This is a genomic window from Snuella lapsa (assembly GCF_039539345.1).
GTDB lineage: Bacteria > Bacteroidota > Bacteroidia > Flavobacteriales > Flavobacteriaceae > Snuella > Snuella lapsa.
In genome coordinates this window covers 63,962-87,687 of the sequence record NZ_BAABCY010000086.1, presented here as the reverse complement: position 1 = coordinate 87,687, position 23,726 = coordinate 63,962, and the positions used below count along the sequence as shown (strand labels likewise).

Here is a 23,726-nt window from a genome sequence, read left to right as displayed (position 1 = left end):
TTTATTATATAACTCTATGAGTTATTCTATGCGTTTTAAACCTTCTATGTTTTCAATCTTAATTTGCTTACCAACGGTACTTATCAGACCTTCCTTCTTAAACTGTGATAATACGCGAATGGCCGACTCTGTTGCCGTTCCAACGATGTTTGCGAAATCTTCACGGGATAGCAAAACACTTAATGTTCCATCAGGGTTGGTGCCAAACGTATCATGAATATAAATTAAAGATTCAGCCAACCGTTGACGTACCGATTTTTGAGCCATATTAACAATAACATCATCAGCCTCCTTTAAATCTTTTGCCATATCCTGTAAAACATCGAAAGAAAATTTTGGATTCTTTTGTAAATCATTAATAATCTCACTTCTTGGTATAAAGCAGACTTCCATATCATTTAAAGCCGTTGCTTGTAAGTTAGAACTTTCTCCGTTGATAAGTGATCGTTGACCCAATAACTGCCCCTTAACGACCATCTTTACAATTTGATCCTTACCATTCTCACTTAATTTAGAAAGTTTACAGATACCGTCCCTAACACAATAAACGCCATTTATGGATTCCCCTTCTTCAAAAATAACCTCCCCTTTTTTAATGATTCTGGATGTTTTACACTTAGAAATACGTGTCAATTCATCCGTAGTCAGAGACTTAAGAGAATTAAATTGCTTAATAATACATTGCTCACACTTGCTCATAATAAATTTTTGTAGGTGCCAGTAAAATTAACTAAAACATGACAAATATCATATTTAAATCTTCAATAACTTTTGATATTTGCAGTAGGTATAAATGAGCAAATATTATGGAACATAGTACATGTTTCCACTGTGGTTTAGATGCAACACTTTCTAATATCACATTCGACGATAAATCATTCTGCTGCAATGGTTGTAAAACTGTTTACGAAATTTTTTCTGTAAACGACTTAACCTGTTATTACGATTTACAACAAGCTCCAGGAGCTACCCCAAAAGATATTGAAGGGAAATATAACTTTTTGGGGAATCCTAAAATACTGGACAAATTACTGGAGTTTAATGACGAAAGCGTACAAATTGTATCCTTGTATATACCACACATTCATTGCAGTTCGTGCATTTGGATTTTAGAAAACCTAAACAAACTAAGCCCAGCAATAAGTTCATCTATTGTAAACTTTGGAAAAAAGACAGTTAGGGTTACTTATAATTGTGAATTGTTAACTACAAAAGAATTGGTCACCCTATTAAGTAGTATAGGTTATGAACCCTTTATAAGCTTAGAAGATTACAGCGTTGGCAAGAAACAAGTTAACCGTTCCCTTATTTATAAATTAGGAATCGCCGGCTTTGCATTTGGGAATGTTATGTTCCTATCCTTCCCCGAATATTTCGACCTGTTTGCCAATAAAACTGGTACAGGTGAATTTTGGCTAGAACAATATAAGTATCTGTTTAGGTGGCTTATGTTTGCCTTTTCACTTCCCGTTGTTCTTTATTCCAGTCAGGATTATTTTGTATCAGCCTATAAAGGTCTTCGGTCTAAAGTATTAAACATCGATGTGCCTATTGCTCTTGGTATTGTTGTGTTGTTTTTAAGAAGTACAATAGAAATTATTTTTGATATAGGCTCTGGTTTTTTCGATAGCCTTACTGGTCTTATCTTTTTTTTATTGTTGGGTAAATTTTTCCAACAAAAAACATATGCCTTCTTATCTTTCGAGCGCGATTACAAATCCTATTTCCCAATAGGAATCACCAAAATAACAAATACAGGAGAAGAAAGTGCCATCCAAGTATATGATATTAAAAAAGGGGACCGTTTACTTATTAGAAACGAAGAATTAATTCCTGTTGATTGTGTACTTATAAAGGGATCGGCTCGAATAGACTATAGTTTTGTTACAGGAGAATCCAAAAACGTTTCAAAGCAATCTGGTGACAAATTATTTGCAGGTGGTAAACAATTAGATGGTAGTATAGAAGTAGATACCTTAAAATCTGTTGAACAAAGTTACCTAACCCAACTATGGAGTAATGATGTCTTTAAAAAAGATAAAGAAGCAGCCTTTACAAACCTAACTAACCGCATTAGTAAACATTTTACCATTGCCATTCTTAGTATAGCATGCATCGCAACATCTTTTTGGTTGTTTACAGACAGTAGCAAGGCTTTAAACGTATTTACATCGGTGTTAATAATTGCTTGCCCCTGTGCCATTGCACTTGCCGCACCTTTTACCTTTGGAAACATACTGCGTATTTTGGGAAAAAAGAAATTCTATCTTAAGAATGCAAGTGTCATTGAACAACTTGCCAAGATCAATACAATAATTTTTGATAAAACAGGAACCATAACAGCCAATAAAGAAAGTACAATTAATTATGAAGGCTCAGAGCTTTCTGTAGAAGAAGCTTCGCTACTAAAAAGTACGCTTAGAGGATCCAACCACCCGCTCAGCAGATCATTATACAACCTTTTAGACGAGCACAACATAGTAGCCCTAGACACTTACGAAGAATCCATAGGAAAAGGTATTGAAGCACAATACAAGAACCAGCATATTAAAGTAGGATCCGCACCCTTTGTTGGTTGCGTTACCGAAACACCTACCCTAAATACGACGGTTCATATAAGCGCCAATAATAAATACAAAGGCAAGTTTACTTTTTACAACGCCTACCGTAAAGGACTTTCGCAACTGTTTAACATTCTAAAAAAAGAATACGACCTCGCTATTATTTCAGGAGACAATGAAGGCGAAAAGGACAATCTCACTAAACTCCTCCCTACTAAAACCAAATTACTATTTAACCAAAAACCAGAAGATAAGCTGGAATATATTAAATACCATCAGGGAGAAGGTGCCAATGTTATGATGGTTGGCGATGGGTTAAACGATGCCGGAGCTTTAGCCCAAAGTAATGTAGGTATAGCGATATCAGAAAATGTTAACGTGTTTTCCCCTGCTTGCGATGCCATTTTAGATGCAGCAAAATTTAATCAATTATACAACTATATAAACGTATCCAAATCGGCCATAAAAATTATTAAATGGAGCTTTGTATTATCATTTATATACAATGTAATTGGTTTGTGTTTTGCCGTAACTGGACAATTAGCACCAGTCGTAGCCGCAATACTCATGCCCTTAAGTTCCATCAGTATTGTTGTGTTTACTACAATAACCACAAATCTTGTAGGACGGAAATTGAACTAATTCAAAACATAAAAAAGAACAAGTTATGACACATAATTTAAACGAATCCTGCAAACATGATTTTTGTCATGTTTTAAAAATCGACATAACCGTAATTTTGAACCATAACTTCAGGTAGGTATGAGTGTTATTTATGTTTTACTGGCAATAAGCATTGTCGTTGCTATTACTTTTTTTATAGCTTTTATTATTGCTGTAAAGAGGGGGCAGTATGACGATAGCTATACCCCTTCTGTACGTATGCTGTTCGAAGACGAACTCATTAAAGATAAATCCAATAAATCAATTCTAACCAAAAAATAATAATAGTTTAATTATGGAAATGCAACAGTTTCATTACGATAACAAAATCGTTAAAAATTTCATCTATGCCACGATGCTATGGGGTGTTGTGGGGATGTTGATAGGGCTACTATTAGCCTTTATGTTTTTATTCCCAAACCTTACCGATGGTGTTTCTTGGCTAAGCTTTGGTAGGCTAAGGCCATTACATACCAACGCTGTTATTTTTGCCTTTGTGGGAAATGCCATTTTTGCAGGTGTCTACTACTCTACCCAACGCTTACTTAAAGCAAGAATGTTTAGTGATTTGCTTAGTAAGATAAACTTTTGGGGATGGCAACTTATTATAGTAGGAGCAGCTATAACCTTACCTCTTGGCTACACAAGTTCTAAGGAGTATGCAGAACTAGAATGGCCTTTCGATATAGCCATTGCTCTGGTATGGGTCGTTTTTGGTTGGAACTTAATTGGTACTATTTTAAAAAGAAGACAACGCCATTTGTATGTTGCCATTTGGTTTTATATCGCAACCTTTGTTACCGTAGCCGTACTACACATATTCAACAGTTTAGAGTTGCCCGTAAGCGCTTTAAAAAGCTATTCGGTTTACGCTGGTGTTCAAGATGCATTGGTACAATGGTGGTACGGGCACAATGCAGTAGCATTCTTCCTAACAACACCATTTTTAGGATTGATGTATTATTTTGTTCCTAAAGCAGCTAACAGACCGGTATATTCATATCGCTTATCTATCGTGCACTTCTGGTCTTTAATTTTTATATATATCTGGGCAGGACCGCACCATTTGTTATATACCGCACTCCCAGAGTGGGCACAAAACCTAGGTGTTGCATTCTCTGTAATGCTATTAATGCCTTCATGGGGAGGTATGATTAATGGTTTGTTAACATTAAGGGGAGCATGGGATAAAGTACGTACAGATCCTGTTCTTAAATTTATGGTAGTAGCCATTACCGGATATGGTATGGCAACTTTTGAAGGACCTACCCTATCTTTAAAAAATGTAAATGCCATAGCCCACTTTACCGATTGGATTATTGCACACGTTCATGTTGGTGCATTGGCATGGAATGGTTTCCTAACCTTTGGTATGATCTATTGGTTGATTCCACGCTTATTTAAAACCAAATTATTCTCTACCGCTTTAGCAAACCTACACTTCTGGATTGGCACACTAGGTATTATAATGTATGCCCTACCAATGTATGTAGCTGGTTTTACACAAGCTAGTATGTGGAAACAATTCAATCCTGACGGAACTTTAACATATGGTAACTTTTTAGAAACCGTAACCGAGATCATCCCAATGTATTGGATGCGTGCCATTGGCGGCACCTTATTTATTACAGGTATGCTTATTATGGTGTATAATGTAATTGTTACGATCAAACAAGGAAGAAAAGTTGAAAATGAATTGGCTGAAGCCCCTGCATTAGAGCGCGTTACCAACAAACGAACTGCAGGTGAAGGTTGGCATACCTGGTTAGAGCGCAGACCTATTCAATTAACCATTGGAGCAACAATTGCTATCCTTATTGGTGGTATTGTTCAAATTGTTCCTACCATCATGGTGGAATCCAATATTCCAACAATAGCAAGCATAAAACCTTATACACCATTAGAACTGGAAGGTCGTGATATTTACATTCGTGAAGGTTGTGTTGGATGTCATTCACAAATGATACGTCCATTTAGAAGTGAAGTAGAACGTTATGGCGAATACTCCAAAGCAGGTGAGTTTGTTTACGATCATCCATTTTTATGGGGAAGTAAACGTACCGGTCCAGATTTACACCGACTCGGAGGAAAGTATTCTGATAACTGGCACTTTAACCATATGTACGACCCACAAAGTACCTCTTCTGGATCTATCATGCCACGCTATCCCTGGCTAATAACCGGTAGCAGTAGTAAATTGGACAAATCGCAAACAGAAGCAAAAATGGAAGCTATGGTTACTTTAGGTGTGCCTTACACCCAAGAAGATATTGCCAATGCACAAGCAAGCATGCTGGAACAAGGAGCGCAAATTGAAGAAAACTTGCATAGTGATCCCGATTTTGCGAATACCTATGCAGCAGATAAGAAATATGCTGCCGAAAACGGAGAAGATTTTGTAGAAATGAAAAATAGGGAGATTGTAGCCTTGATAGCATATTTACAACGTTTGGGTACCGATATTAAAGTTGAAACAGCACAGCAATAACCATTAAAACTTGTAATCATGTTAAAATTTGTAAAAAACCATTTAGAAAGTATTACAGGAGTTGAAATCTATCCAATCATTTCCTTGCTTATTTTCTTTACATTTTTTGTGGTGCTCTTTTGGTGGGTATTTACCGCAAAGAAAGACTATATAAAAACTGTTAGTAACTTACCATTAGACAACCAAAACGATACTATATTATGAGACATTTAATTCCTTCATGGGTAAGAGTACCTGTTATATTCTTCTTTATATTCGGATTTACGGAATATTTTATAGACTCTGGAGATAAACCAGCCTTTATTGAGTATCCTATCGTTCTGGGATTTCTTTTGTTGGTATTATTGATAATAATAGCGATAGAAGCTATTATAAGTGCCTTAGAAAATGTAATGCTTCAAAAATTGGACGATGAAGCCAAAGCGCGCTTTCTTGAAGACAAAAGCAAGACCTACCAATTTACGTGGTTAAAAAACACCTATATCAAACTCTTGGGGCAAAAGCCAATCGAAGAAGAAGGTGAAATTATATTAGATCACAATTATGACGGTATCAAAGAGTTAGATAATAACTTACCCCCTTGGTGGCTTTACGCTTTCTATATCTCGATCATTTTTTCAGTTGTGTACTTATTAAGATACCATGTATTTAACGGGCCAACACAAATTGACGAACTGGAAACCGAACTGGCCGAAGCCAGAACAGCTATTGAAGCCTATAAAAAGACAGCAAAAGATTTGGTAGATGTTAATACAGTAACATTACTAACCGATGCTTCAGATCTTAGTGCTGGTAAAACAGTTTTTGAAACAAACTGTGTGGCTTGTCACATGGCAGATGGTGGTGGTGGTATTGGCCCTAACCTAACCGATAAACACTGGATTTTGGGAGGTGATATAAAACACGTATTCAAAACGATTTCAGAAGGAGGCCGTTCAGGAAAAGGTATGATTGCATGGAAACAACAATTAAAACCTATAGAAATGGCTCAGGTAGCAAGCTATGTATTGAGTTTTCAAGGCACTACGCCGGCTAACCCCAAAGCACCAGAAGGTGATATTTGGGAAGAAGAAGAAACTCAAGAATAAATAATTTCTAAAGCTTTAAAGCATTAATCTTTTGGAAACACCCGAAAACGAAATATTTAGAGACTCAATTGGCACAGTTACCAAAGAAGGTAAACGCGCTTGGGTGTTTCCAAAAAAACCCAGTGGTACATTCTATAACTATAGAAAATGGGTAAGTTATGGGTTATTGGCTTTCTTTATTTTTTCACCTTTTGTAAAAATCAATGGAAACCAATTCCTGATGTTCAATGTATTGGAGCGTCGTTTTAATATTTTTGGCTTTCCGTTTTGGCCACAAGACTTTCACCTATTTGTCATATCCATGCTTATAGGCGTTGTGTTTATCACGCTCTTTACAGTAGCTTTTGGTAGAATTTTTTGTGGTTGGATTTGTCCGCAAACCATTTTTATGGAAATGGTGTTCAGACGCATTGAATATTGGATAGAAGGTGACAGAGGCAAACAAATGCGATTAGCAAAACAACCTTGGAATACAGAAAAAATAAAGAAAAAAGGGCTTAAGTTTTTTATTTTCGCTCTTATCTCTTTTTTAATTGCCAACGTGTTTTTAGCTTACTTAATAGGTAGCGACAAGCTATTTGAATACATAGCAGATGGCCCCTTAAGCCATATAAGCAATCTTGTCTCCTTACTCATTTTTACAGCAGTATTCTATTTTGTGTTTGCCTGGTTTAGAGAACAAGTTTGTATTATAGCCTGTCCATATGGGCGTTTACAAGGTGTGCTTTTAGACAACAAATCTATTGTAGTCGCTTACGATCATAAACGTGGGGAAGGAGACAATGGAAGAAAAAAATTCCGTAAAAATGAAGATCGAAAAGCATTGGGACATGGCGATTGTATTGACTGTTTTCAATGTGTTAACGTATGCCCCACTGGTATCGATATAAGAAACGGCACCCAATTAGAATGCGTTAACTGTACAGCCTGTATAGACGAATGCGACCATATTATGGAAAGCATTAACCTGCCCAAAGGGTTAATTCGTTATGCAAGTGAAGACAATATTGAAAAGAAAGCTCCTTTTAAGTTGACAGCACGACTTAAAGGTTATATTGCTGTATTGTCCATTTTAACAGGCTTGTTAATAGGTATGCTATTTTTACGAAACGATGTAGAAGCAACTGTTTTAAGACTTCCAGGACAGTTGTACGAACACAAGGACAATAATATTATAAGCAATGTGTTTACCTATAAACTGGTAAATAAAACAACAAAAGATATTAGCAATGTTAGCCTAAAACTATTGTCACATAAAGGCACTTTAAAATTAGTTGCGACTAAAGATAATTTTTTAGTGCCCAAGCAAGGCATAGCCAAAGGCACCCTCTTTATTGAAATCAATAACGCTGCCCTTTCAGGTGATAGAAACAAAATAAAGATTGGTGTTTACGAAGGAGATAAACTTATTGAAACAACAAGTGCCAACTTTTTAGGCCCTAGAAGCTATAAATAGAGTTAGAAGTTAGAAGAAAATTAAAAACTTATGAAATTTAATTGGGGAACAGGAATAGTATTAGCGTTTATAGGCTTTATAAGCTTTATCATGTATTTTATAATTACCATGAATGTTAATGACAAATACGATCATGATTTAGTAACCGATGATTATTATAAAGCCGAATTAGAATACCAAAACGACATTAACAAACTAACAAACTCAAAAAGTTTAAGCCAAAACATTCGTTACAAAAGAACGGACGACGGCTTGCTTATTCTGTTCCCTAATAATATTGAAGCCAAAGACATTACTGGAAAAGTGTTCCTATATAGACCATCTAACAAACAATTAGATTTTGAAACGAACATTTCAATTTCTAAACCACATTTGCTCATACCTGACAAGCGTTTGGTAGATGGTCGTTGGAACATTAAAATTGATTGGCAATATAAAGGAAATTCTTATCTATATAAAGAATCTATAAATTATTAACATGTTAGTTTCGGCATTGGTATTGGGATTATTGGGAAGCTTTCACTGCATAGGCATGTGTGGTCCCATAGCCTTTATGTTACCCGTAGATCGAAACAATGCCTATAAAAAAGCAACACAAATAACTGTTTACCATATTGGCCGATTACTCACCTATAGTATTATAGGTGGGCTTTTCGGTTTAGTTGGAAAAAGCTTGTATCTATTTGGTTTTCAGCAACAATTATCAATTTTCATAGGAGCTTTAATGATTTTTATTGTTATAATTCCAGAAAAATCATTTAACAAATACAATTTATCCAAACCCATATATAAACTCATTTCCAAAGTAAAATCGGCACTAGGTAAAGCCTTAAAAAAGAAAACTGCCGATACATTTTTAACCATTGGCTTTCTCAATGGGTTCTTACCTTGTGGGTTGGTGTATATGGCCTTATTTGGTGCCATTGCAGAAGGCAATATACTGCAAGGGAGCATTTATATGGCCACTTTTGGACTCGGTACGATACCCTTGATGACTACAGTACTTTATTTTAGCCATTTGCTAAAAGGGCCTACAAGACAGAAAATCCAAAAAGCTGTACCAGCTTTTGTAATCTTAATAGGTATGCTTTTCATTCTTCGTGGTCTTGGTTTAGGAATACCATACCTCTCTCCCGCTCCCGTTTTAGATATGGTTAATAATTCCATGGAATGCCATTAACCATTTTTTATTGCAATCAAAGCGTAGTAATATTTGTGGTATAAAAAAAAGAGCAATTTTATAGTTAAATTGCCCTTTCATTGCTATTAATCAAATTTAGTAACTGGCTACCCAGCTTATATTTTAAATGTCATTACAGGTAAGTTCGCATGATTTGTTATGTCCTCACCTATGCTACCTTCAAAAAAGTGTGATAGCCCCTTTCTGCCATGAGTAGGTATTGCTATCAAATCAGCATTAATTTTATTGGCAAAATTTAAAATGCCCTCTTCTGCTGTATAATCGGACACATAATTTACATTGTTATACCTGCTCAAATTGCCATCAGCTTTTTTGAGAAAATTGACAACGTCAGCTTCTATTTCGTCAGTACTCTTAAAGCGCTCGTTAGGCAGGTTAACATATACCAAATGCATCTTAGACCGCATTTTATCAAACATGTTTACAGCATTGATATAAGGCCTTATGGATTCTTCAGAAAAATCACAAGCAAATACCACTTCATTAAAGCTTACTTTCAAAACATCGTTTTTAACAACCAAAACAGGGATGTCGGCATGACGCACTACGCGTTCTGTGTTTGACCCAATAAAAAACTCTTTAACTCCGCTAACGCCATGCGAACCCATAACAATAAGGTCGGCATCGTTCTTTTTGGCCACATCATTAACCTCACTAAACACTTTAAAATGCTTGATAATAGGAGTTAACTTAATATCCTTTAAATAATCCTTGTCTAGAAATGCTTCAAACTTTTGTTCAGCCAATTTAAAAAAATAGGCCGCTTTCTGATTTTGAAGTCCTTCTGAAGCAGTTAACATAATATCGGACATCTCTAACATATGTAAAGCCAAAACTTCCGCATCATATTGCTTTGCCAGTTGCGCAGCAGTCTTTAAAGCATACTCAGAATGTTCAGAGAAATCTATAGGTACAATAATTTTTTTCATGAGTTTAATTTTAATTATTAAAAAATAACTTGTTAAAAAATTCAAGAATACACGATCGTTTCGCTTCCTTGCATTTTGTTTTCAAATTATTTTAATACTATTCGCACAGTAAATATATCAATTAATATCAAAACTATTGATTATATAGACCTATCATTACCGTTGTTACGTTAAACCGTCATGGAAAACAACTGGACATCAGGTTGTTTACGTTGTAATAATAAATCGAAAGCCATACATATGTTTCTAACAAAGGGCTGGCCTTTTTCAGTTACTTCTATAGTTTGCGATGTAATATGAAGCAATCCGTCTGCTTCCATTTCTTTTAGTCGTATTAAAACTTCCGGGAGTTCGCTAAAGTATAGCCGATCATCGGTCCAGGAGGTCTTAAAGCGGCACATCAAATTAAGGATATGCTTACGTATAACCAAATCTTCATCATTTAAAATATGCCCTCGATATACGGGCAACATGTTTTCCCTTAATAAATGATAATAAGATTCCAGACCTTTAACGTTTTGGGAGAATCCATACCAACTATCACTAATCGAAGAAACCCCTAGGCCTATCATCGCTTGTGTTTTTGATGCTGTATATCCCATGAAGTTTCTATGTAAACCACCATTTTGCATAGATTTATATAATGAATCCGTAGCCAGAGCAAAGTGATCCATTCCAATTTCATGGTAGCCCACTTGAGTAAGTAATGCTTTCCCTAATTCGTATTGTTCACGTTTTAATGCAGCCGAAGGTAAATCCGAATCTTTAAATCCTCGCTGTCCGTTACCTTTTATCCATGGTACATGCGCATAACTATAAAATGCCAGACGATCAGGCAATAATGCCTTCGTTTTGAGAATGGTTTCCTGTACATGATCCAGTGTTTGAAATGGTAATCCAAAAATAATATCATGACCTATTGACGTATAACCCATCTCCCTTGCAAGCTCCGTAGCCCGTTTAACATTTTCGAAAGGCTGAATTCTATGTATTGCTTTTTGAACCGTTTCATTATAATCTTGAACACCATAGCTCACACGCCTAAAGCCAACATCGTAAAGTGCCTGTAAATGTTCTCTTGTCGTATTATTGGGATGGCCTTCAAAACTGAATTCATAAGCTTCAGCCAGTACCGACTTATTTAAAATACCCTGTATTAAGCGCTTTAAATTGTCTGGACTAAAAAAAGTAGGAGTTCCTCCACCAAGATGAAGTTCCTTTATAATCGGTTTTTCATCAAACAATGCCAAGTACAAGCTCCACTCCTTTAAAACGGCATCAATATAAGGTGATTCTACACTGTGCTGTTTTGTTATACGCTTATTACAACCGCAAAAAGTGCATAAGCTTTCACAAAATGGCAAATGGATATACAAACTAATCCCCTCTTTAGCATTACTTTCCTTAAATGAAGTGATTAATGACGATTTCCAATGTTTTAAAGAATAAGTGTCGTTATTCCAATACGGCACCGTTGGATAACTCGTATAACGAGGCCCCGCTACATTATATTTATTTATTAACGTTTTTAACATACCTAACAATTTGGTGCCAAAAGTAGAGCATAGCTATATAAAAAAACATGATATTTATCAGTCAGAAAATAGTGATTCACATATTAGTTAAGTAAATTTGGAACATTATTTTTAAAAATGAACTTAAATAAACAATAAAACAAAACAATGAAGAAAACAACATTCCTTTTGTCAGCCTTATTATTAATCACTACAATAAGTTGTAAAAAGAAAACAAACAAAACCGAAACGGAAACAACAGTTGAGACTGTAGCGACCGAAAAATTTGTTGTTAAGCCAGAAGCCACAACAGTAAAATGGACTGCCTATAAAACCACAGAAAAAAAACCTGTTGGTGGTGAGTTTACCGTTTTAAAATTTGAAAATAAAGAAGGGGCTTCTGCTCAAGAAGCTTTAAATAATTTAAATTTTTCTATCCCTGCAAGTAGTTTGTTTACTAAGGACGAGAGTCGTGATGCCAAATTAAAAGCCTCATTTTTTGGAGCAATGCTCAATACAGATATCTTAAAAGGTACTATTAAATACGCTAACAACTCTTGTGTAGCAAGTATTACAATGAATGGGGTAACCCATGATTTACCTTTGGATGTTAAGATCACAGAAGAAAGACGTGTAACCATGACCGGTACAATGAACCTGGCTAATTGGGATGCACTTGGTGCCTTAGAAACCCTAAACAAAGCTTGTTTCGATCTTCATAAAGGCCCAGATGGTGTAAGCAAGACATGGGATGATGTAGCCATAGAGGTGAGTACTTTCCTCCGTAAAGGCTAGAAATCAAACAATAAATACAATAAGGCTGTCAAAAAATCACTTTTTAGACAGCTTTTTTATGCTTTATACAATATTTTAATCGAAGAGAATTCCTCGAGGCTGAGCCTCTGGGATAGTTCGTTTCAAGAAATTCTTTATTCACCAAAACCCCATTATCAACCATGTAATAATGGGGTTTTGACAGCCAATACGATGTATCGTACATCTTGTAATTACAACCACTGACTGAAAAAATCCATCATTTCTTCTTTAAGATCGTAATGCAGTTTAATGTACTGTCTCATATCGTCCTTTAAAGGCTTTTGCTTATGCAATAAACTGCCGTCAATGGACTCGTTGTAATCCACCGCTATCAAGGTATTCATTTTATTTTTACAGCGGTGCATAAGCTTTGAGATTTCATTGCGTTCTATCTCAATTCTGTTTTGAAAATGTTCGATTTGTTGCATCGCACGCTTATCGTATTCCCTAGAGGCTATTTCCTCTAGTTTTTCTTCGAAGCTGTCCATTTCGTTAAAGTGAAAACGGAGCTCGCGTTTCCAAGTTTCTAAATTGAATTTTAAGTCGCTTAAATAGGATACTTTAGTTTGAGTTTCCATAATGTTTTGTTTATTCTAGATTTCTACTTCTTCTAAGGCTACTTGCTTAATAAGATCATTCTGCACGTTGGCAGGTACCGATTCGTAAGAGGCAAACACCGAACTAAAGGTAGCCCTGCCCTGTGTTAAAGAACGCAATGCGGTGGAATAACCGTACAGCTCGGCTGCAGGACAGGTACACTTTAATACCTGATAATTCCCTTCGCTCTCTATCCCTTGGATAATGGCCCGTCGTGTTTGCAAATCCGTCATTACATTGCCTACCATATCCTCTGGCACCTTAACCGTTAACTTGTTGGTAGGTTCCAACAGCTTGGGATTCGAATTTAAAAAGGCCTCTTTAAAAGCATGGGCTCCAGCGATTTTAAAAGAAATGTCGTTAGAATCTACTGGATGCATTTTACCATCGTATACCATTACCCGTACATCGCGTATAAACGATTTGGTAAGCGGTCCGGACTCCATGACTTCCAATACACCTTTCATTACCGATGGTAAATAACGTTGGTCTATGGCACCACCTACAATACAGTTATAGAATACCAGTGTACCGCCCCAGGGTAACTCTACAATTTCCTTACCCCTTATGTTAAAGCCTTCTGGTTCCTCAAGTCCTTCATACCAAGGTTCAATCTTAAGGTGTACTTGGGCAAATTGTCCAGCACCTCCCGATTGTTTTTTGTGCCTGTAATTGGCGGTAGACGAACGTTGTACAGTCTCCCTATAAGCAATCCTCGGCTTTTTAAATTCTGCTTCAATATGGTATAAATGTTCCAACATCCACTGGATGGTAGCTAAGTGCAACTCCCCCTGGCAACTTAACAGCAACTGTTTGGTTTCCTTAGAGAAGGTTACTAGTACTGTAGGATCCTGACTGCTTATTTTCTTTAGGGATTCGCTCAATTTTTCGTCGTCGTTCTTACTTAGAGCAGAAACCACTTTGGTGATTCTCGGTTCTGGATACTTAATAGGTTTTAGCGTTACCTGGTGGCTTTTATCACAAAGCGTATCACCCGTTTCGGTATATTTCAGCTTTAAGGTGGCACCAATGTCTCCTGCAGCTAGTTTATTAACAGGACTCCGATTTTTACCGTCCATAATAAATAACTGGTTCATAGTCTCTGTTTCCCCATTATTGGAGTTGATAAATTTATCGTTCACATTAACAGCTCCAGACATGACTTTAAAAAAGGTAACCTGTCCTAAATTAGGCTGATGGAAGGTTTTAAAAACAAATAAGGTCGTAGGTAACGCCATGTCGGTTGTTATGGTTTTACCTTCAATGCTTTGTTCTGGCTTAAGATCGGCTGTGGCGGGTGCTACGTTATCGATAAAGCCCATAAGCCTACCTGTACCCATATCGTTGAGTGCCGAAACACAAAATACAGGGAACAGATCATGATTGGTCATACCCGCTTTAATACCCTGACGCATTTCATCCTCGTTCAACGTCCCTTTGTCAAAGAAAATTTCTAACAGTTCTTCGTCGTTTTCGGCTGCTTTCTCCACAAGTTCGTTATGAAGCGCATCGGCTTTTTCTTTTTCAGAATCCGGAATAGGTAGCTTCTCAGGTTTGCCTCCCTGTGGCGGAAACTTGTAAAGTTTCATTTTAAGAACATCTATTAAACAAAAAGCCCCATCGATAACAATGGGGTACTGTACTTTGACAACGTTATTGCCTACAAGTGTTTTGATGCTTGCAAAGCTTTGCTCGAAGTCGGCATTGACATGGTCCATTTGATTAATAACAAACAACATGGGTTTGTGGTATTTGTCTATATAGTTCCATATAATCTCTGTACCAATCTCACAGCCATGTTTGGCATTGATAACGTTAACAACAGTATCTGCCACCCTAATGGATGAAATAATCTCACCAATAAAATCATCCAATCCCGGAGTATCGATAATATTAATCTTGTAATTACGCCATTCGGTATGCAATGGCGTTGCAAAAACCGATGTACCACGCTCGTGCTCTATCTCATGGTAATCGGAAACGGTATTGCGTTCTTCTACGGTTCCTCGCCTGTTTATGAGCCCCGCTTCAAAGAGCATGGTCTCGGCCAGTGTTGTTTTTCCGCTGCCATGAGCACCAACAAAAACAACGTTTTTGATGTGTCTTTCGTCGTAAATTTTCATCTATATGAATTTTGTAGCTTATTGGAAACAAGTAAGTTAAAAAAAATATATGTATTTAGGAATTATTTATATGCATTTATTTTGTGTTTAGAGATGACTTCATATTTCATGTTTCAGCTGAAACAGGTACTAAGGTACCTACAAAAAGCAGAGGATAAAATGACATATGTCATCTTATGAGCTAAATAACAACCTACGGCAAGTCCATACCTTTAATGCTAACTAAAATCTATTTAAGTTTCAACTAACATGCAAAACCAATTAAATGAATTACCTGAGATGTCTCTCCTACATGTTAAATAATCTTAAAATCTCCAATAAGACCGCTTCTATCCCGTATATTTGCACTTTGCAAAAACTAGGTGCCTACTTATGAAAGGAAAGTTAAAATCTAAAACCGAAAAATCACGTATCCAGTTGTTACATCAGTATTACAACTATACAGGATTTTACAGCTTTGTATGGCAGGCAGTTAGAAAGGCTTTACCCTTTATTGCCTTGTTGGTAGTTGCGATATATTGTTTAAATCATTTTTTTGATATTAACGCAGCTTTGATACGCCTTACAGAAACCTTACCTGCCTATGGTGTTCTGATCTTCTTTTTTGTTTCCGAAACATTGTTAGGTTTGATTCCTCCCGAGATATTTATTGCCTGGTCAGGCAAGATGCATAGCCCATGGCTATTTTTAACTATTTTGGCTTTTGCATCCTATATAGGCGGATTACTTTCATATTGGATTGGTGTTGCCATAACCAAAATCCCAACTGTTCATGAATATTTAGAAGTTAAAATGGCTAAGCAGCTTAAAAACTCCAGAAAATGGGGAGGCTTCCTTATTGTGGTTGGAGCTCTACTACCTTTGCCTTTTTCCATGTCCTGTATTGCAGCTGGCATTATTACATTTCCTTTTAAAAATGTGGTACTGTTTGGCTCCCTGCGCTTGTTGCGTTTTCTAGCTTATGGACTTATTATTTTTCATATATTTTAAAAAAGTCTTAAAAACTATATGTTTTAGCTTGCTGTGCTGTATTTTTGCAGCTTAAAAATAATGCTTTATGGTATCATTTGTTAGTATATTTAGAGTTGTAGCCTTTCTCGAAGGACTTTCCTATATCTTATTACTGTTTATAGCCACACCAATTAAATACCTGCTTGACGAACCACAATACGTTAAGTTATTGGGAATGCCACATGGATTGCTATTTATGGGATATATCGTTTTGGCGATTTTGTTAAAAAAGGATTTTGAGTGGAACACAAGTCAATTTGGAAGCGTTCTATTAGCCGCTGTCATTCCGTTTGGCACATTTTATATTGATAGAAAATACCTCAAACCTGTTGAATAATGGAATCTGCCAAGCACTTTCTTTATGATTACCTAGTATCTGTTGGAACAAGTGAAACGGTCGCAAAATATTTAAATATGCTGCTGTTACTTGTAGGCTTACTAATCCTTATTTTTATAATAGATTTTATTATAAGAAAACTGCTTATTGGTTTGTTTTCCCAATTTGCAGCAAAGTCTAAAACCAACTTTGACGATCTGCTTGTAGCCAACAAAGCACCGAGAAATATCGCCCATATCATTCCACTTTTAATTGCTTTGGAATTCGTCCCAATTGTCTTAATCGATTTTCAGTATTATGAAAACATTGCAGAAAAAGGACTTAAAGTATTTGGCATAATATTAACCCTATGGATTGTTAGAAGCCTTTTGCATACTGTTAAAGATTATCTAAAAACCCTCAACCAATTTAAAGACAAACCAGTAGCAAGCTATATTCAGGTATTTATGATTTTTGCCTGGGTAATAGGCATTTTTTCTGCTTTTGCTATTATTACCAATATAGAATTCATTGAATTCATGGCCAGCTTAGGAGCAGCTTCAGCGATCATTTTGCTAGTTTTTAAAGATACTATCCTAGGATTTGTTGCCAGCATTCAGGTGTCTATAAATGACATGGTACGCATTGGTGACTGGATTACTTTTGAAAAATACGGTGCCGATGGTGATGTTGTTGAAATTACCCTGGCAACCGTTAAAGTTCAGAATTTCGACAAGACCATAACCACCATTCCCACCTATGCCCTGATATCGGATTCTTTTAAGAATTGGCGTGGTATGACAAGCTCCGAAGGGCGTCGCATTAAACGTGCCCTTTACATTAATCAACAAGGCGTTAAATACTTAACCGAAGCCGATGTAGAAAAGTTAAAGGGGATACAGTTAATAACCAAATATCTAGAGTCTAGACAAGCAGACATACATGCTTACAACCAATCGCATAGTGCAGACAAAAGCATGCTGTTAAACGGTCGTAATCTTACCAACATAGGTGTCTTTAGAAAGTACATAGACAGCTACTTAAAGCAGCATTCGGCCATTAATAAGGATATGATGATTATGGCACGCCAGTTGGCTCCTACCACCCAAGGCATTCCTATGGAAATTTATGCCTTTAGTAGTGATAAGCGTTGGGAAAACTACGAATACATTATGTCGGATATCTTCGATCATTTAATGGCAGCACTGCCCTATTTTGATTTGGAGATTTTTGAATTACCGAGTACTTCGTCGTTTAAAACCCCTTAACTAAACCAATACCAATAAAGAATTTATTGATACTAACTATCAATTCTTTTCAATTGAAACGAATCTATGATAGGGAAAAATGTCTTCGTTATTGTTTATTATTTAGTAATCTGCCTTTTGGTCAAGTTTCGGGACATTTAAATCTCGATTATCGAGTAAATTGAGTAACCTTAACACTTAGTTTTAAGGCTTTGTAAATAATAATTCAAAATAGGTTCACCCGTATCTAAGTGCACTTAAAGCCATATCAACTTAATATATGCTCAATATATAAGAGACTCCAGAGCGTGTTATTAGGATTATATTTCTAGCTATTACTTACATTTGATTCTTAGAAACATTAAATATCAACTTTCTTCAATGACAAAAACTAATCGTAGTTCAGCACTAGTGCTGTGGCAAGGATTTATCCAAAATAATCCTGAATATAAAAATGAACCTTTGCCAGTCGCTTGTTACTTTTGTGACAACCAACAGGATGCTGATACCTGTGCGCAATTGACTGTTGAAGGTATTAAACAAGCTACATCAACTTCTTTGTGGTGGTTTGAAACACATAAGGAACCACTTCCTCAAATTGGAGACCTTTATATAATAACAAATTGGAATGGCCAGGCCAAAGCAATTATTCAAACAACCAAAGTTGAACAAGTGCCTTTTAAAGACATCGCTCTAGAATATGCCTATATTGAAGGAGAAGGTGATAAATCATTAGATTATTGGAAAAAAGTACACTGGGATTACTATAGCAGGGTGATGAAAGCTAAAGGCACAAAACCAACAGAAGACATGATTATTGTTTGCGAGTATTTTAAAACGGTTTGGAAATAGCGCATAAATCTCAGATGTGAATTCCAAATAACGTTTAATTGTCAAAAAAAGTGAGCCCTACTGGACTCACTCTTTTATAAATTTATGTAAATATGGTTTAGATATTGGCGGCTAACCAGTCCCCAACTTCCTTAGTTCCATAAGCTTTTCCGCCATCGGCAAGATCTTCTGTTACAATACCTTCTGCTAAGGCTTTGTTAACAGCATCTCTAATGGCTTTACCTTCTTCTGGTAAATTGAAGGCTGTCTCGAACATCATGGCAGCAGACAAAATAGTAGCCATTGGGTTTGCAATATTCAAACCAGTAGCTTGAGGATACGATCCGTGAATTGGCTCAAATAAAGCAATATCTGCTCCCATAGATGCAGATGGCATTAATCCCATAGAGCCAGATATTACAGAGGCTTCATCCGTTAAAATATCTCCAAATAAGTTTTCTGTAATCAATACATCGTAGCTGTTGGGCCACTGTACCAAACGCATGGCTACGGCATCAACAAATTCGTAACTTACCTCTACTTCTGGATAATCCTTTTCCATTGCCTGTACAGTTTCTCTCCACAAACGTGAAGTTTCCAATACATTGGCTTTATCTACACAGCATAATTTTTTAGAACGCGACATGGCTAATTCAAATCCTTTTTTAGCCAAACGCTGTACTTCTTCCCTAGTATATACACAGTTATCATATGCAGTCTCACCTTCATCCCTTCTTCCTTTTTCACCAAAGTAAATACCACCGGTTAATTCTCGTAAAAAGACCAAATCGGTACCTTCAATACGCTCTTGCTTTAATGGAGATTTGTCAATGAGCGATGGGAAGGTAAAAGTTGGGCGTACATTAGCAAATAAGCCTAATTTTTTACGCATTTTAAGTAAGCCTTGCTCAGGACGTACTGGAGCAGACGGATCGTTATCAAATTTTGGATGTCCGATAGCACCAAACAATACAGCATCTGCATTTGCACATACCTCGTGTGTTTCATCTGGATATGGTTCGCCAACAGCATCGATAGCTGCTGCCCCTGTTAAGGCAGGTTTCCAAGTGATTTCATGTCCAAATTTTTTGGCTACGGCATCACTAACTTTTACGGCTTGTTCTATTACTTCTGGGCCTATACCGTCTCCGGCTAAAAGGGCTATGTTAAATTTCATTTGCTCGTTTTATATAATTTTGTGTTCTCTTAATTAATAAATATGTTTAGCATTTTTTCGGTTGCTTTGATTGCCGAAACAGTTTGATCGGAATCCAAGCCACGGGTTTTAAATTCTTTGTCCTGGTCTTTCCATGTTATTATTGTTTCACATAAAGCATCAGAATGACTTCCTGGTGGGATTCGAACCGCATAGTCGATAAGTTCTGGAAGCACTAAGTTTTTCTTCTTGAAAATACGACGTATAGCATTCATAAAAGCATCAAACTGCCCGTCTCCGGGAGCGTTTTCCTCAAAAGTTTTACCATCAATAATCATTGCTACTGTGGTTGAAGGTCGCAAACCTTTAGAATGGGTTAGTACATATGATTCTACTTTTACTTTGTCTTCTTGTGTATAACGATCTAATACATCTGAAATAATATAGGGTAGATCTTCCTTGGTTACTACCTGCTTTTTGTCTCCTAACTCAATAATACGCTGCGTTACTTTACGTAGATCGTCATCATTTAACTGCAAACCTAATTCTTGTAAATTCTTTTGGATGTTGGCTTTTCCAGACGATTTCCCCAAAGCATACTTTCGTGTTCTTCCAAAACGTTCGGGTAACAAATCACTGAAATAGAGATTCTTTTTATTATCGCCATCGGCATGAATACCAGCCGTCTGTGTAAAAACATTGGCTCCAATAACAGGCTTATTGGCCGGAATCATTACACCAGAGAAATTCTCAACCAATTTACTTACAGTATACAACACTTTTTCATTTACACCTATTTCAATATCAGGCATAAAATCATTAATAACAGCAATGGTACTGGCCATAGGAGCGTTACCGGCCCTTTCCCCCATACCATTAACAGTTAGGTGCAATCCGTTAGCTCCAGCCTTTACGGCTTCCATTACATTAGCAACGCCTAGATCATAATCGTTGTGCGCATGAAAATCAAAGTGTGCTTTAGGATACTTATCTCTTATCTCTTTTATAAAATCATAAGATTCCTTTGGTGTTAAAATACCCAAAGTATCTGGTAACATAATACGCTTAACAGGCTGCGTTGCCAAGAATTCTAAAAACTCAAAGACATAATCTCTGGAGTTACGCATACCATTACTCCAATCTTCGAGATAAATATTAGTTGCAATACCACGTTCGTTAGCAAGTTCAATGTTTTCTGATATCTCATTAAAGTGCTGATTTGGCGTCTTTTTAAGCTGGTAAGTTAAATGGTTTAATGACCCCTTGGTCAATAGATTTTGAACCTTGGCTCCTGCCTCTATCATCCAATCTAATGAAATGCCATTATCAACAAAAGTTAGTACCTCAATAGCGTCGATATAATCGTTTTCATTAGCCCATTGGGTAATATCCTTTACAGCTTGAAACTCTCCTTCTGAAACTCTGGCTGATGCAATTTCTATACGATCTACCTTTAATTCTTCTAATAAGAGTTTGGCAATTGTTAACTTTTCAGAAGCAGAAAACGACACACCCGATGTTTGTTCGCCATCGCGTAATGTCGTATCCATTATTTCTAATCTGTGTGTAGCCATTGTTATAGCAACAAACCGTTAGCAAACGTTTCTATTTCACCTTTCATGTTCTGTAAATAGTCTATATCATCGAAACCATTTAGCATGTTTTCCTTTTTATAACTATTTATATCGAATGATTCTTGTGCACCAGTAGCGGCAATAGTTATGGTTTGATTCGGTAGATCTACAACTATTTCTGTATTGGGATCGTCGTAGATAGCGTTAAATATTTGTTCTGAAAACTCAGAACTTACCTGTACAGGTAATACACCAATATTTAAACAGTTATTTCTAAAAATATCTGCAAAAAAACTCGACACTACACAACGGAATCCGTAATCATATACAGCCCAAGCAGCATGCTCTCTAGAAGATCCAGAACCAAAGTTCTTTCCTGCCACCAGTATTTTACCGCTATAAGTAGGGTTATTTAATACAAAGTTTTCTTTAGGTGTATCGTCTGCATTATAACGCCAGTCGCGAAATAAATTATCACCAAAACCTTCACGCTTAGTGGCTTTTAAGAAACGTGCTGGTATAATTTGATCGGTATCTACATTCTCTAAAGGTAAAGGAACCGCTGTACTTGCTAATACATTAAATTTATCGTAAGCCATTTTTTTGAAAGTTTAAAGTTTAAAGTTTAAAGTTTAGAGCTTTTGAATGCCCTCTTTAACTTTTAACTATTCATTTTTAATTTTTAATTACAAAAGTGTTCTTGGATCTGTTACAACTCCGGTAACAGCTGCAGCAGCGGCTACTAACGGACTTGCTAATAAGGTTCTGGATCCTGGCCCTTGACGTCCTTCAAAGTTTCTGTTAGAAGTACTTACAGCATACTTTCCTGCTGGCACTTTATCGTCATTCATTGCCAGACAGGCAGAACACCCTGGTTGTCTTAGAGAGAAGCCAGCCTCGGTAAGAATATCCAAAATACCCTCATCTTTAATCTTATCTTCTACTTCATGCGACCCTGGAACCAGCCAAGCTGTTACATGATCTGCTTTTTTCTTTCCTTTCACTATGGATGCAAAAGCACGAAAATCTTCAATACGGCCATTAGTACAGCTTCCTAAAAACACATAGTCAACCTTTTTACCGATCATCGAATCATTTTCATTGTATCCCATATAATCCAAAGATTTTTTATAGGTAGCTACGCCTCCCTCTACGGCTTCAGCATTAGGGATATGTTTAGATATACCTATCCCCATTCCAGGATTAGTTCCGTAGGTTATCATGGGTTCAATATCACTAGCACTGAATGTTAATTCTTTATCAAACGTAGCACCTGCATCTGTTTTCAGAGTTTTCCAGTGAGCTACTGCCCCGTCCCAAGCTTCTCCTTTAGGAGATAATGGCTTGTCTTTTAAATATGCAAAAGTTGTTTCGTCTGGTGCGATCATACCACCACGTGCTCCCATCTCAATCGACAAGTTACATACGGTCATACGCCCTTCCATGGTCATGTTTTCAAACACATCGCCAGCATACTCTACAAAATAGCCTGTTGCTCCCGATGTTGTTAACTGAGATATGATATATAAGGCAACATCTTTTGGGGTTACACCTTTACCTAATTGCCCATTAATATTAATACGCATCTTTTTGGGCTTAGGCTGCATAATACATTGTGTAGACAACACCATTTCCACTTCTGAAGTTCCAATACCAAACGCTATGGCTCCAAACGCTCCGTGTGTAGAAGTGTGCGAGTCTCCACAAACAATCGTCGCACCTGGGAATGTAATACCATTCTCTGGTCCTACAACATGTACAATACCATTTTTTTTATGCCCTAACCCCCAATGACTTATACCGTGCTCTTTAGAGTTATCTTCTAAGGCTTTTAATTGATTTGCAGATAAGGGATCTTCAACAGGTAAATGCTGGTTTATAGTAGGTGTATTGTGATCGGCTGTCGCAAAGGTACGCTCTGGATACAACACTTTTAACCCTCTGTTTTTTAAGCCTAAAAAGGCTACAGGGCTCGTTACTTCATGAATGAAATGACGGTCTATAAAAAACACATCCGGTCCACCTTCAATCTTTCTTACAACATGGGAATCCCATACTTTGTCAAACAATGTTTTGCTCATAAATATCTTTAATTTTGTATTAAAACTTATACACAACTACTGAAATTAAGCTGCATAAGCTATAAGAGCAACAA

22 protein-coding genes are annotated in these 23,726 nt (G+C 36.6%); 13 read left to right on the top strand and 9 right to left on the bottom strand.

The annotated features are described in order from the left end of the window. Window positions 1-21: 21 nt before the first annotated feature. A complete protein-coding gene (locus ABD792_RS16380; RefSeq protein ID WP_345007447.1) occupies window positions 22-699 on the bottom strand; it encodes a Crp/Fnr family transcriptional regulator in 678 nt (225 codons plus the stop codon). Between the two features lie 107 nt (window positions 700-806). Here ABD792_RS16380 and ABD792_RS16375 point away from each other — a divergent pair, with 107 nt between their 5' ends. The 8 genes from ABD792_RS16375 to ABD792_RS16340 all read left to right on the top strand — a co-directional run bounded on the left by ABD792_RS16375 (window position 807) and on the right by ABD792_RS16340 (window position 9,436). After that, a complete protein-coding gene (locus ABD792_RS16375; protein WP_345007446.1) occupies window positions 807-3,203 on the top strand; it encodes a heavy metal translocating P-type ATPase in 2,397 nt (798 codons plus the stop codon). A gap of 120 nt (window positions 3,204-3,323) precedes the next feature. Beyond that, entirely contained in the window at window positions 3,324-3,506 is a 183-nt protein-coding gene (gene ccoS / locus ABD792_RS16370) for a cbb3-type cytochrome oxidase assembly protein CcoS (RefSeq protein ID WP_345007445.1), read from the top strand. A 13-nt stretch (window positions 3,507-3,519) separates the two neighbouring features. Then, window positions 3,520-5,712: a cytochrome-c oxidase, cbb3-type subunit I gene (ccoN, locus tag ABD792_RS16365; protein ID WP_345007444.1), complete on the top strand. Its 2,193-nt coding sequence runs from the start codon at window positions 3,520-3,522 to the stop codon at window positions 5,710-5,712. Between the two features lie 18 nt (window positions 5,713-5,730). Beyond that, window positions 5,731-5,916: a CcoQ/FixQ family Cbb3-type cytochrome c oxidase assembly chaperone gene (locus ABD792_RS16360; RefSeq protein WP_345007443.1), complete on the top strand. Its 186-nt coding sequence runs from the start codon at window positions 5,731-5,733 to the stop codon at window positions 5,914-5,916. Beyond that, entirely contained in the window at window positions 5,913-6,800 is an 888-nt protein-coding gene (locus ABD792_RS16355; RefSeq protein ID WP_345007442.1) for a cbb3-type cytochrome c oxidase N-terminal domain-containing protein, read from the top strand. The genes ABD792_RS16360 and ABD792_RS16355 overlap by 4 nt, the downstream gene beginning before the upstream one ends. Window positions 6,801-6,831: 31 nt before the next feature. Then, window positions 6,832-8,256, top strand: a complete 1,425-nt coding sequence (gene ccoG, locus ABD792_RS16350; protein WP_345007441.1) for a cytochrome c oxidase accessory protein CcoG — start codon at window positions 6,832-6,834, stop codon at window positions 8,254-8,256. A gap of 30 nt (window positions 8,257-8,286) precedes the next feature. Continuing rightward, window positions 8,287-8,733 carry a FixH family protein gene (locus ABD792_RS16345; RefSeq protein ID WP_345007440.1) on the top strand — a complete coding sequence of 149 codons (447 nt, stop codon included), beginning with the start codon at window positions 8,287-8,289 and terminating at the stop codon, window positions 8,731-8,733. A gap of 1 nt (window position 8,734) precedes the next feature. Beyond that, complete coding sequence (locus ABD792_RS16340; protein ID WP_345007439.1) at window positions 8,735-9,436, top strand: sulfite exporter TauE/SafE family protein; 702 nt, start codon at window positions 8,735-8,737, stop codon at window positions 9,434-9,436. 116 nt (window positions 9,437-9,552) lie between these two features. Here the strand turns inward: ABD792_RS16340 and ABD792_RS16335 are convergent, their stop codons facing one another. Both ABD792_RS16335 and hemN read right to left on the bottom strand, forming a co-directional pair. Continuing rightward, complete coding sequence (locus tag ABD792_RS16335; protein ID WP_345007438.1) at window positions 9,553-10,386, bottom strand: universal stress protein; 834 nt, start codon at window positions 10,384-10,386, stop codon at window positions 9,553-9,555. A gap of 170 nt (window positions 10,387-10,556) precedes the next feature. Then, complete coding sequence (gene hemN / locus ABD792_RS16330; protein ID WP_345007437.1) at window positions 10,557-11,921, bottom strand: oxygen-independent coproporphyrinogen III oxidase; 1,365 nt, start codon at window positions 11,919-11,921, stop codon at window positions 10,557-10,559. Between the two features lie 147 nt (window positions 11,922-12,068). On the opposite strand from hemN, the gene ABD792_RS16325 reads away from it, so the two are divergent. Further along, complete coding sequence (locus tag ABD792_RS16325) at window positions 12,069-12,695, top strand: YceI family protein (protein ID WP_345007436.1); 627 nt, start codon at window positions 12,069-12,071, stop codon at window positions 12,693-12,695. Window positions 12,696-12,907: 212 nt separating this feature from the next. On the opposite strand, the gene ABD792_RS16320 is transcribed toward ABD792_RS16325, so the two are convergent. Further along, window positions 12,908-13,294: a hypothetical protein gene (locus ABD792_RS16320; RefSeq protein ID WP_345007435.1), complete on the bottom strand. Its 387-nt coding sequence runs from the start codon at window positions 13,292-13,294 to the stop codon at window positions 12,908-12,910. A gap of 15 nt (window positions 13,295-13,309) precedes the next feature. Then, entirely contained in the window at window positions 13,310-15,436 is a 2,127-nt protein-coding gene (locus tag ABD792_RS16315; protein WP_345007434.1) for an elongation factor G, read from the bottom strand. A gap of 372 nt (window positions 15,437-15,808) precedes the next feature. Here ABD792_RS16315 and ABD792_RS16310 point away from each other — a divergent pair, with 372 nt between their 5' ends. The 4 genes from ABD792_RS16310 (at window position 15,809) to ABD792_RS16295 (ending at window position 18,862) form a co-directional block, all read left to right on the top strand. Beyond that, the gene (locus ABD792_RS16310; RefSeq protein WP_345007433.1) at window positions 15,809-16,426 is read left to right on the top strand and encodes a YqaA family protein; all 618 of its coding nucleotides are present in this window, start codon (window positions 15,809-15,811) and stop codon (window positions 16,424-16,426) included. 67 nt (window positions 16,427-16,493) lie between these two features. Next, on the top strand, window positions 16,494-16,784 hold the full coding sequence (locus ABD792_RS16305; RefSeq protein WP_345007432.1) for a DUF3817 domain-containing protein: 291 nt from the start codon (window positions 16,494-16,496) through the stop codon (window positions 16,782-16,784). After that, the gene (locus ABD792_RS16300) at window positions 16,784-18,031 is read left to right on the top strand and encodes a mechanosensitive ion channel family protein (RefSeq protein WP_345007431.1); all 1,248 of its coding nucleotides are present in this window, start codon (window positions 16,784-16,786) and stop codon (window positions 18,029-18,031) included. The genes ABD792_RS16305 and ABD792_RS16300 overlap by 1 nt, the downstream gene beginning before the upstream one ends. A gap of 360 nt (window positions 18,032-18,391) precedes the next feature. Continuing rightward, a complete protein-coding gene (locus ABD792_RS16295) occupies window positions 18,392-18,862 on the top strand; it encodes an ASCH domain-containing protein (protein WP_345007430.1) in 471 nt (156 codons plus the stop codon). Between the two features lie 97 nt (window positions 18,863-18,959). Here ABD792_RS16295 and leuB read toward each other — a convergent pair whose 3' ends face one another. The 4 genes from leuB to leuC form a co-directional block, all read right to left on the bottom strand. Further along, a complete protein-coding gene (gene leuB / locus ABD792_RS16290) occupies window positions 18,960-20,018 on the bottom strand; it encodes a 3-isopropylmalate dehydrogenase (protein ID WP_345007429.1) in 1,059 nt (352 codons plus the stop codon). Window positions 20,019-20,047: 29 nt separating this feature from the next. Beyond that, window positions 20,048-21,571, bottom strand: coding sequence for an alpha-isopropylmalate synthase regulatory domain-containing protein (locus ABD792_RS16285; protein WP_345007428.1), 1,524 nt, complete (start codon window positions 21,569-21,571; stop codon window positions 20,048-20,050). Window positions 21,572-21,573: 2 nt separating this feature from the next. Beyond that, window positions 21,574-22,170, bottom strand: a complete 597-nt coding sequence (gene leuD, locus ABD792_RS16280; protein WP_345007427.1) for a 3-isopropylmalate dehydratase small subunit — start codon at window positions 22,168-22,170, stop codon at window positions 21,574-21,576. 87 nt (window positions 22,171-22,257) lie between these two features. Further along, window positions 22,258-23,652, bottom strand: coding sequence for a 3-isopropylmalate dehydratase large subunit (gene leuC / locus ABD792_RS16275; RefSeq protein ID WP_345007426.1), 1,395 nt, complete (start codon window positions 23,650-23,652; stop codon window positions 22,258-22,260). Window positions 23,653-23,726: the final 74 nt, after the last annotated feature.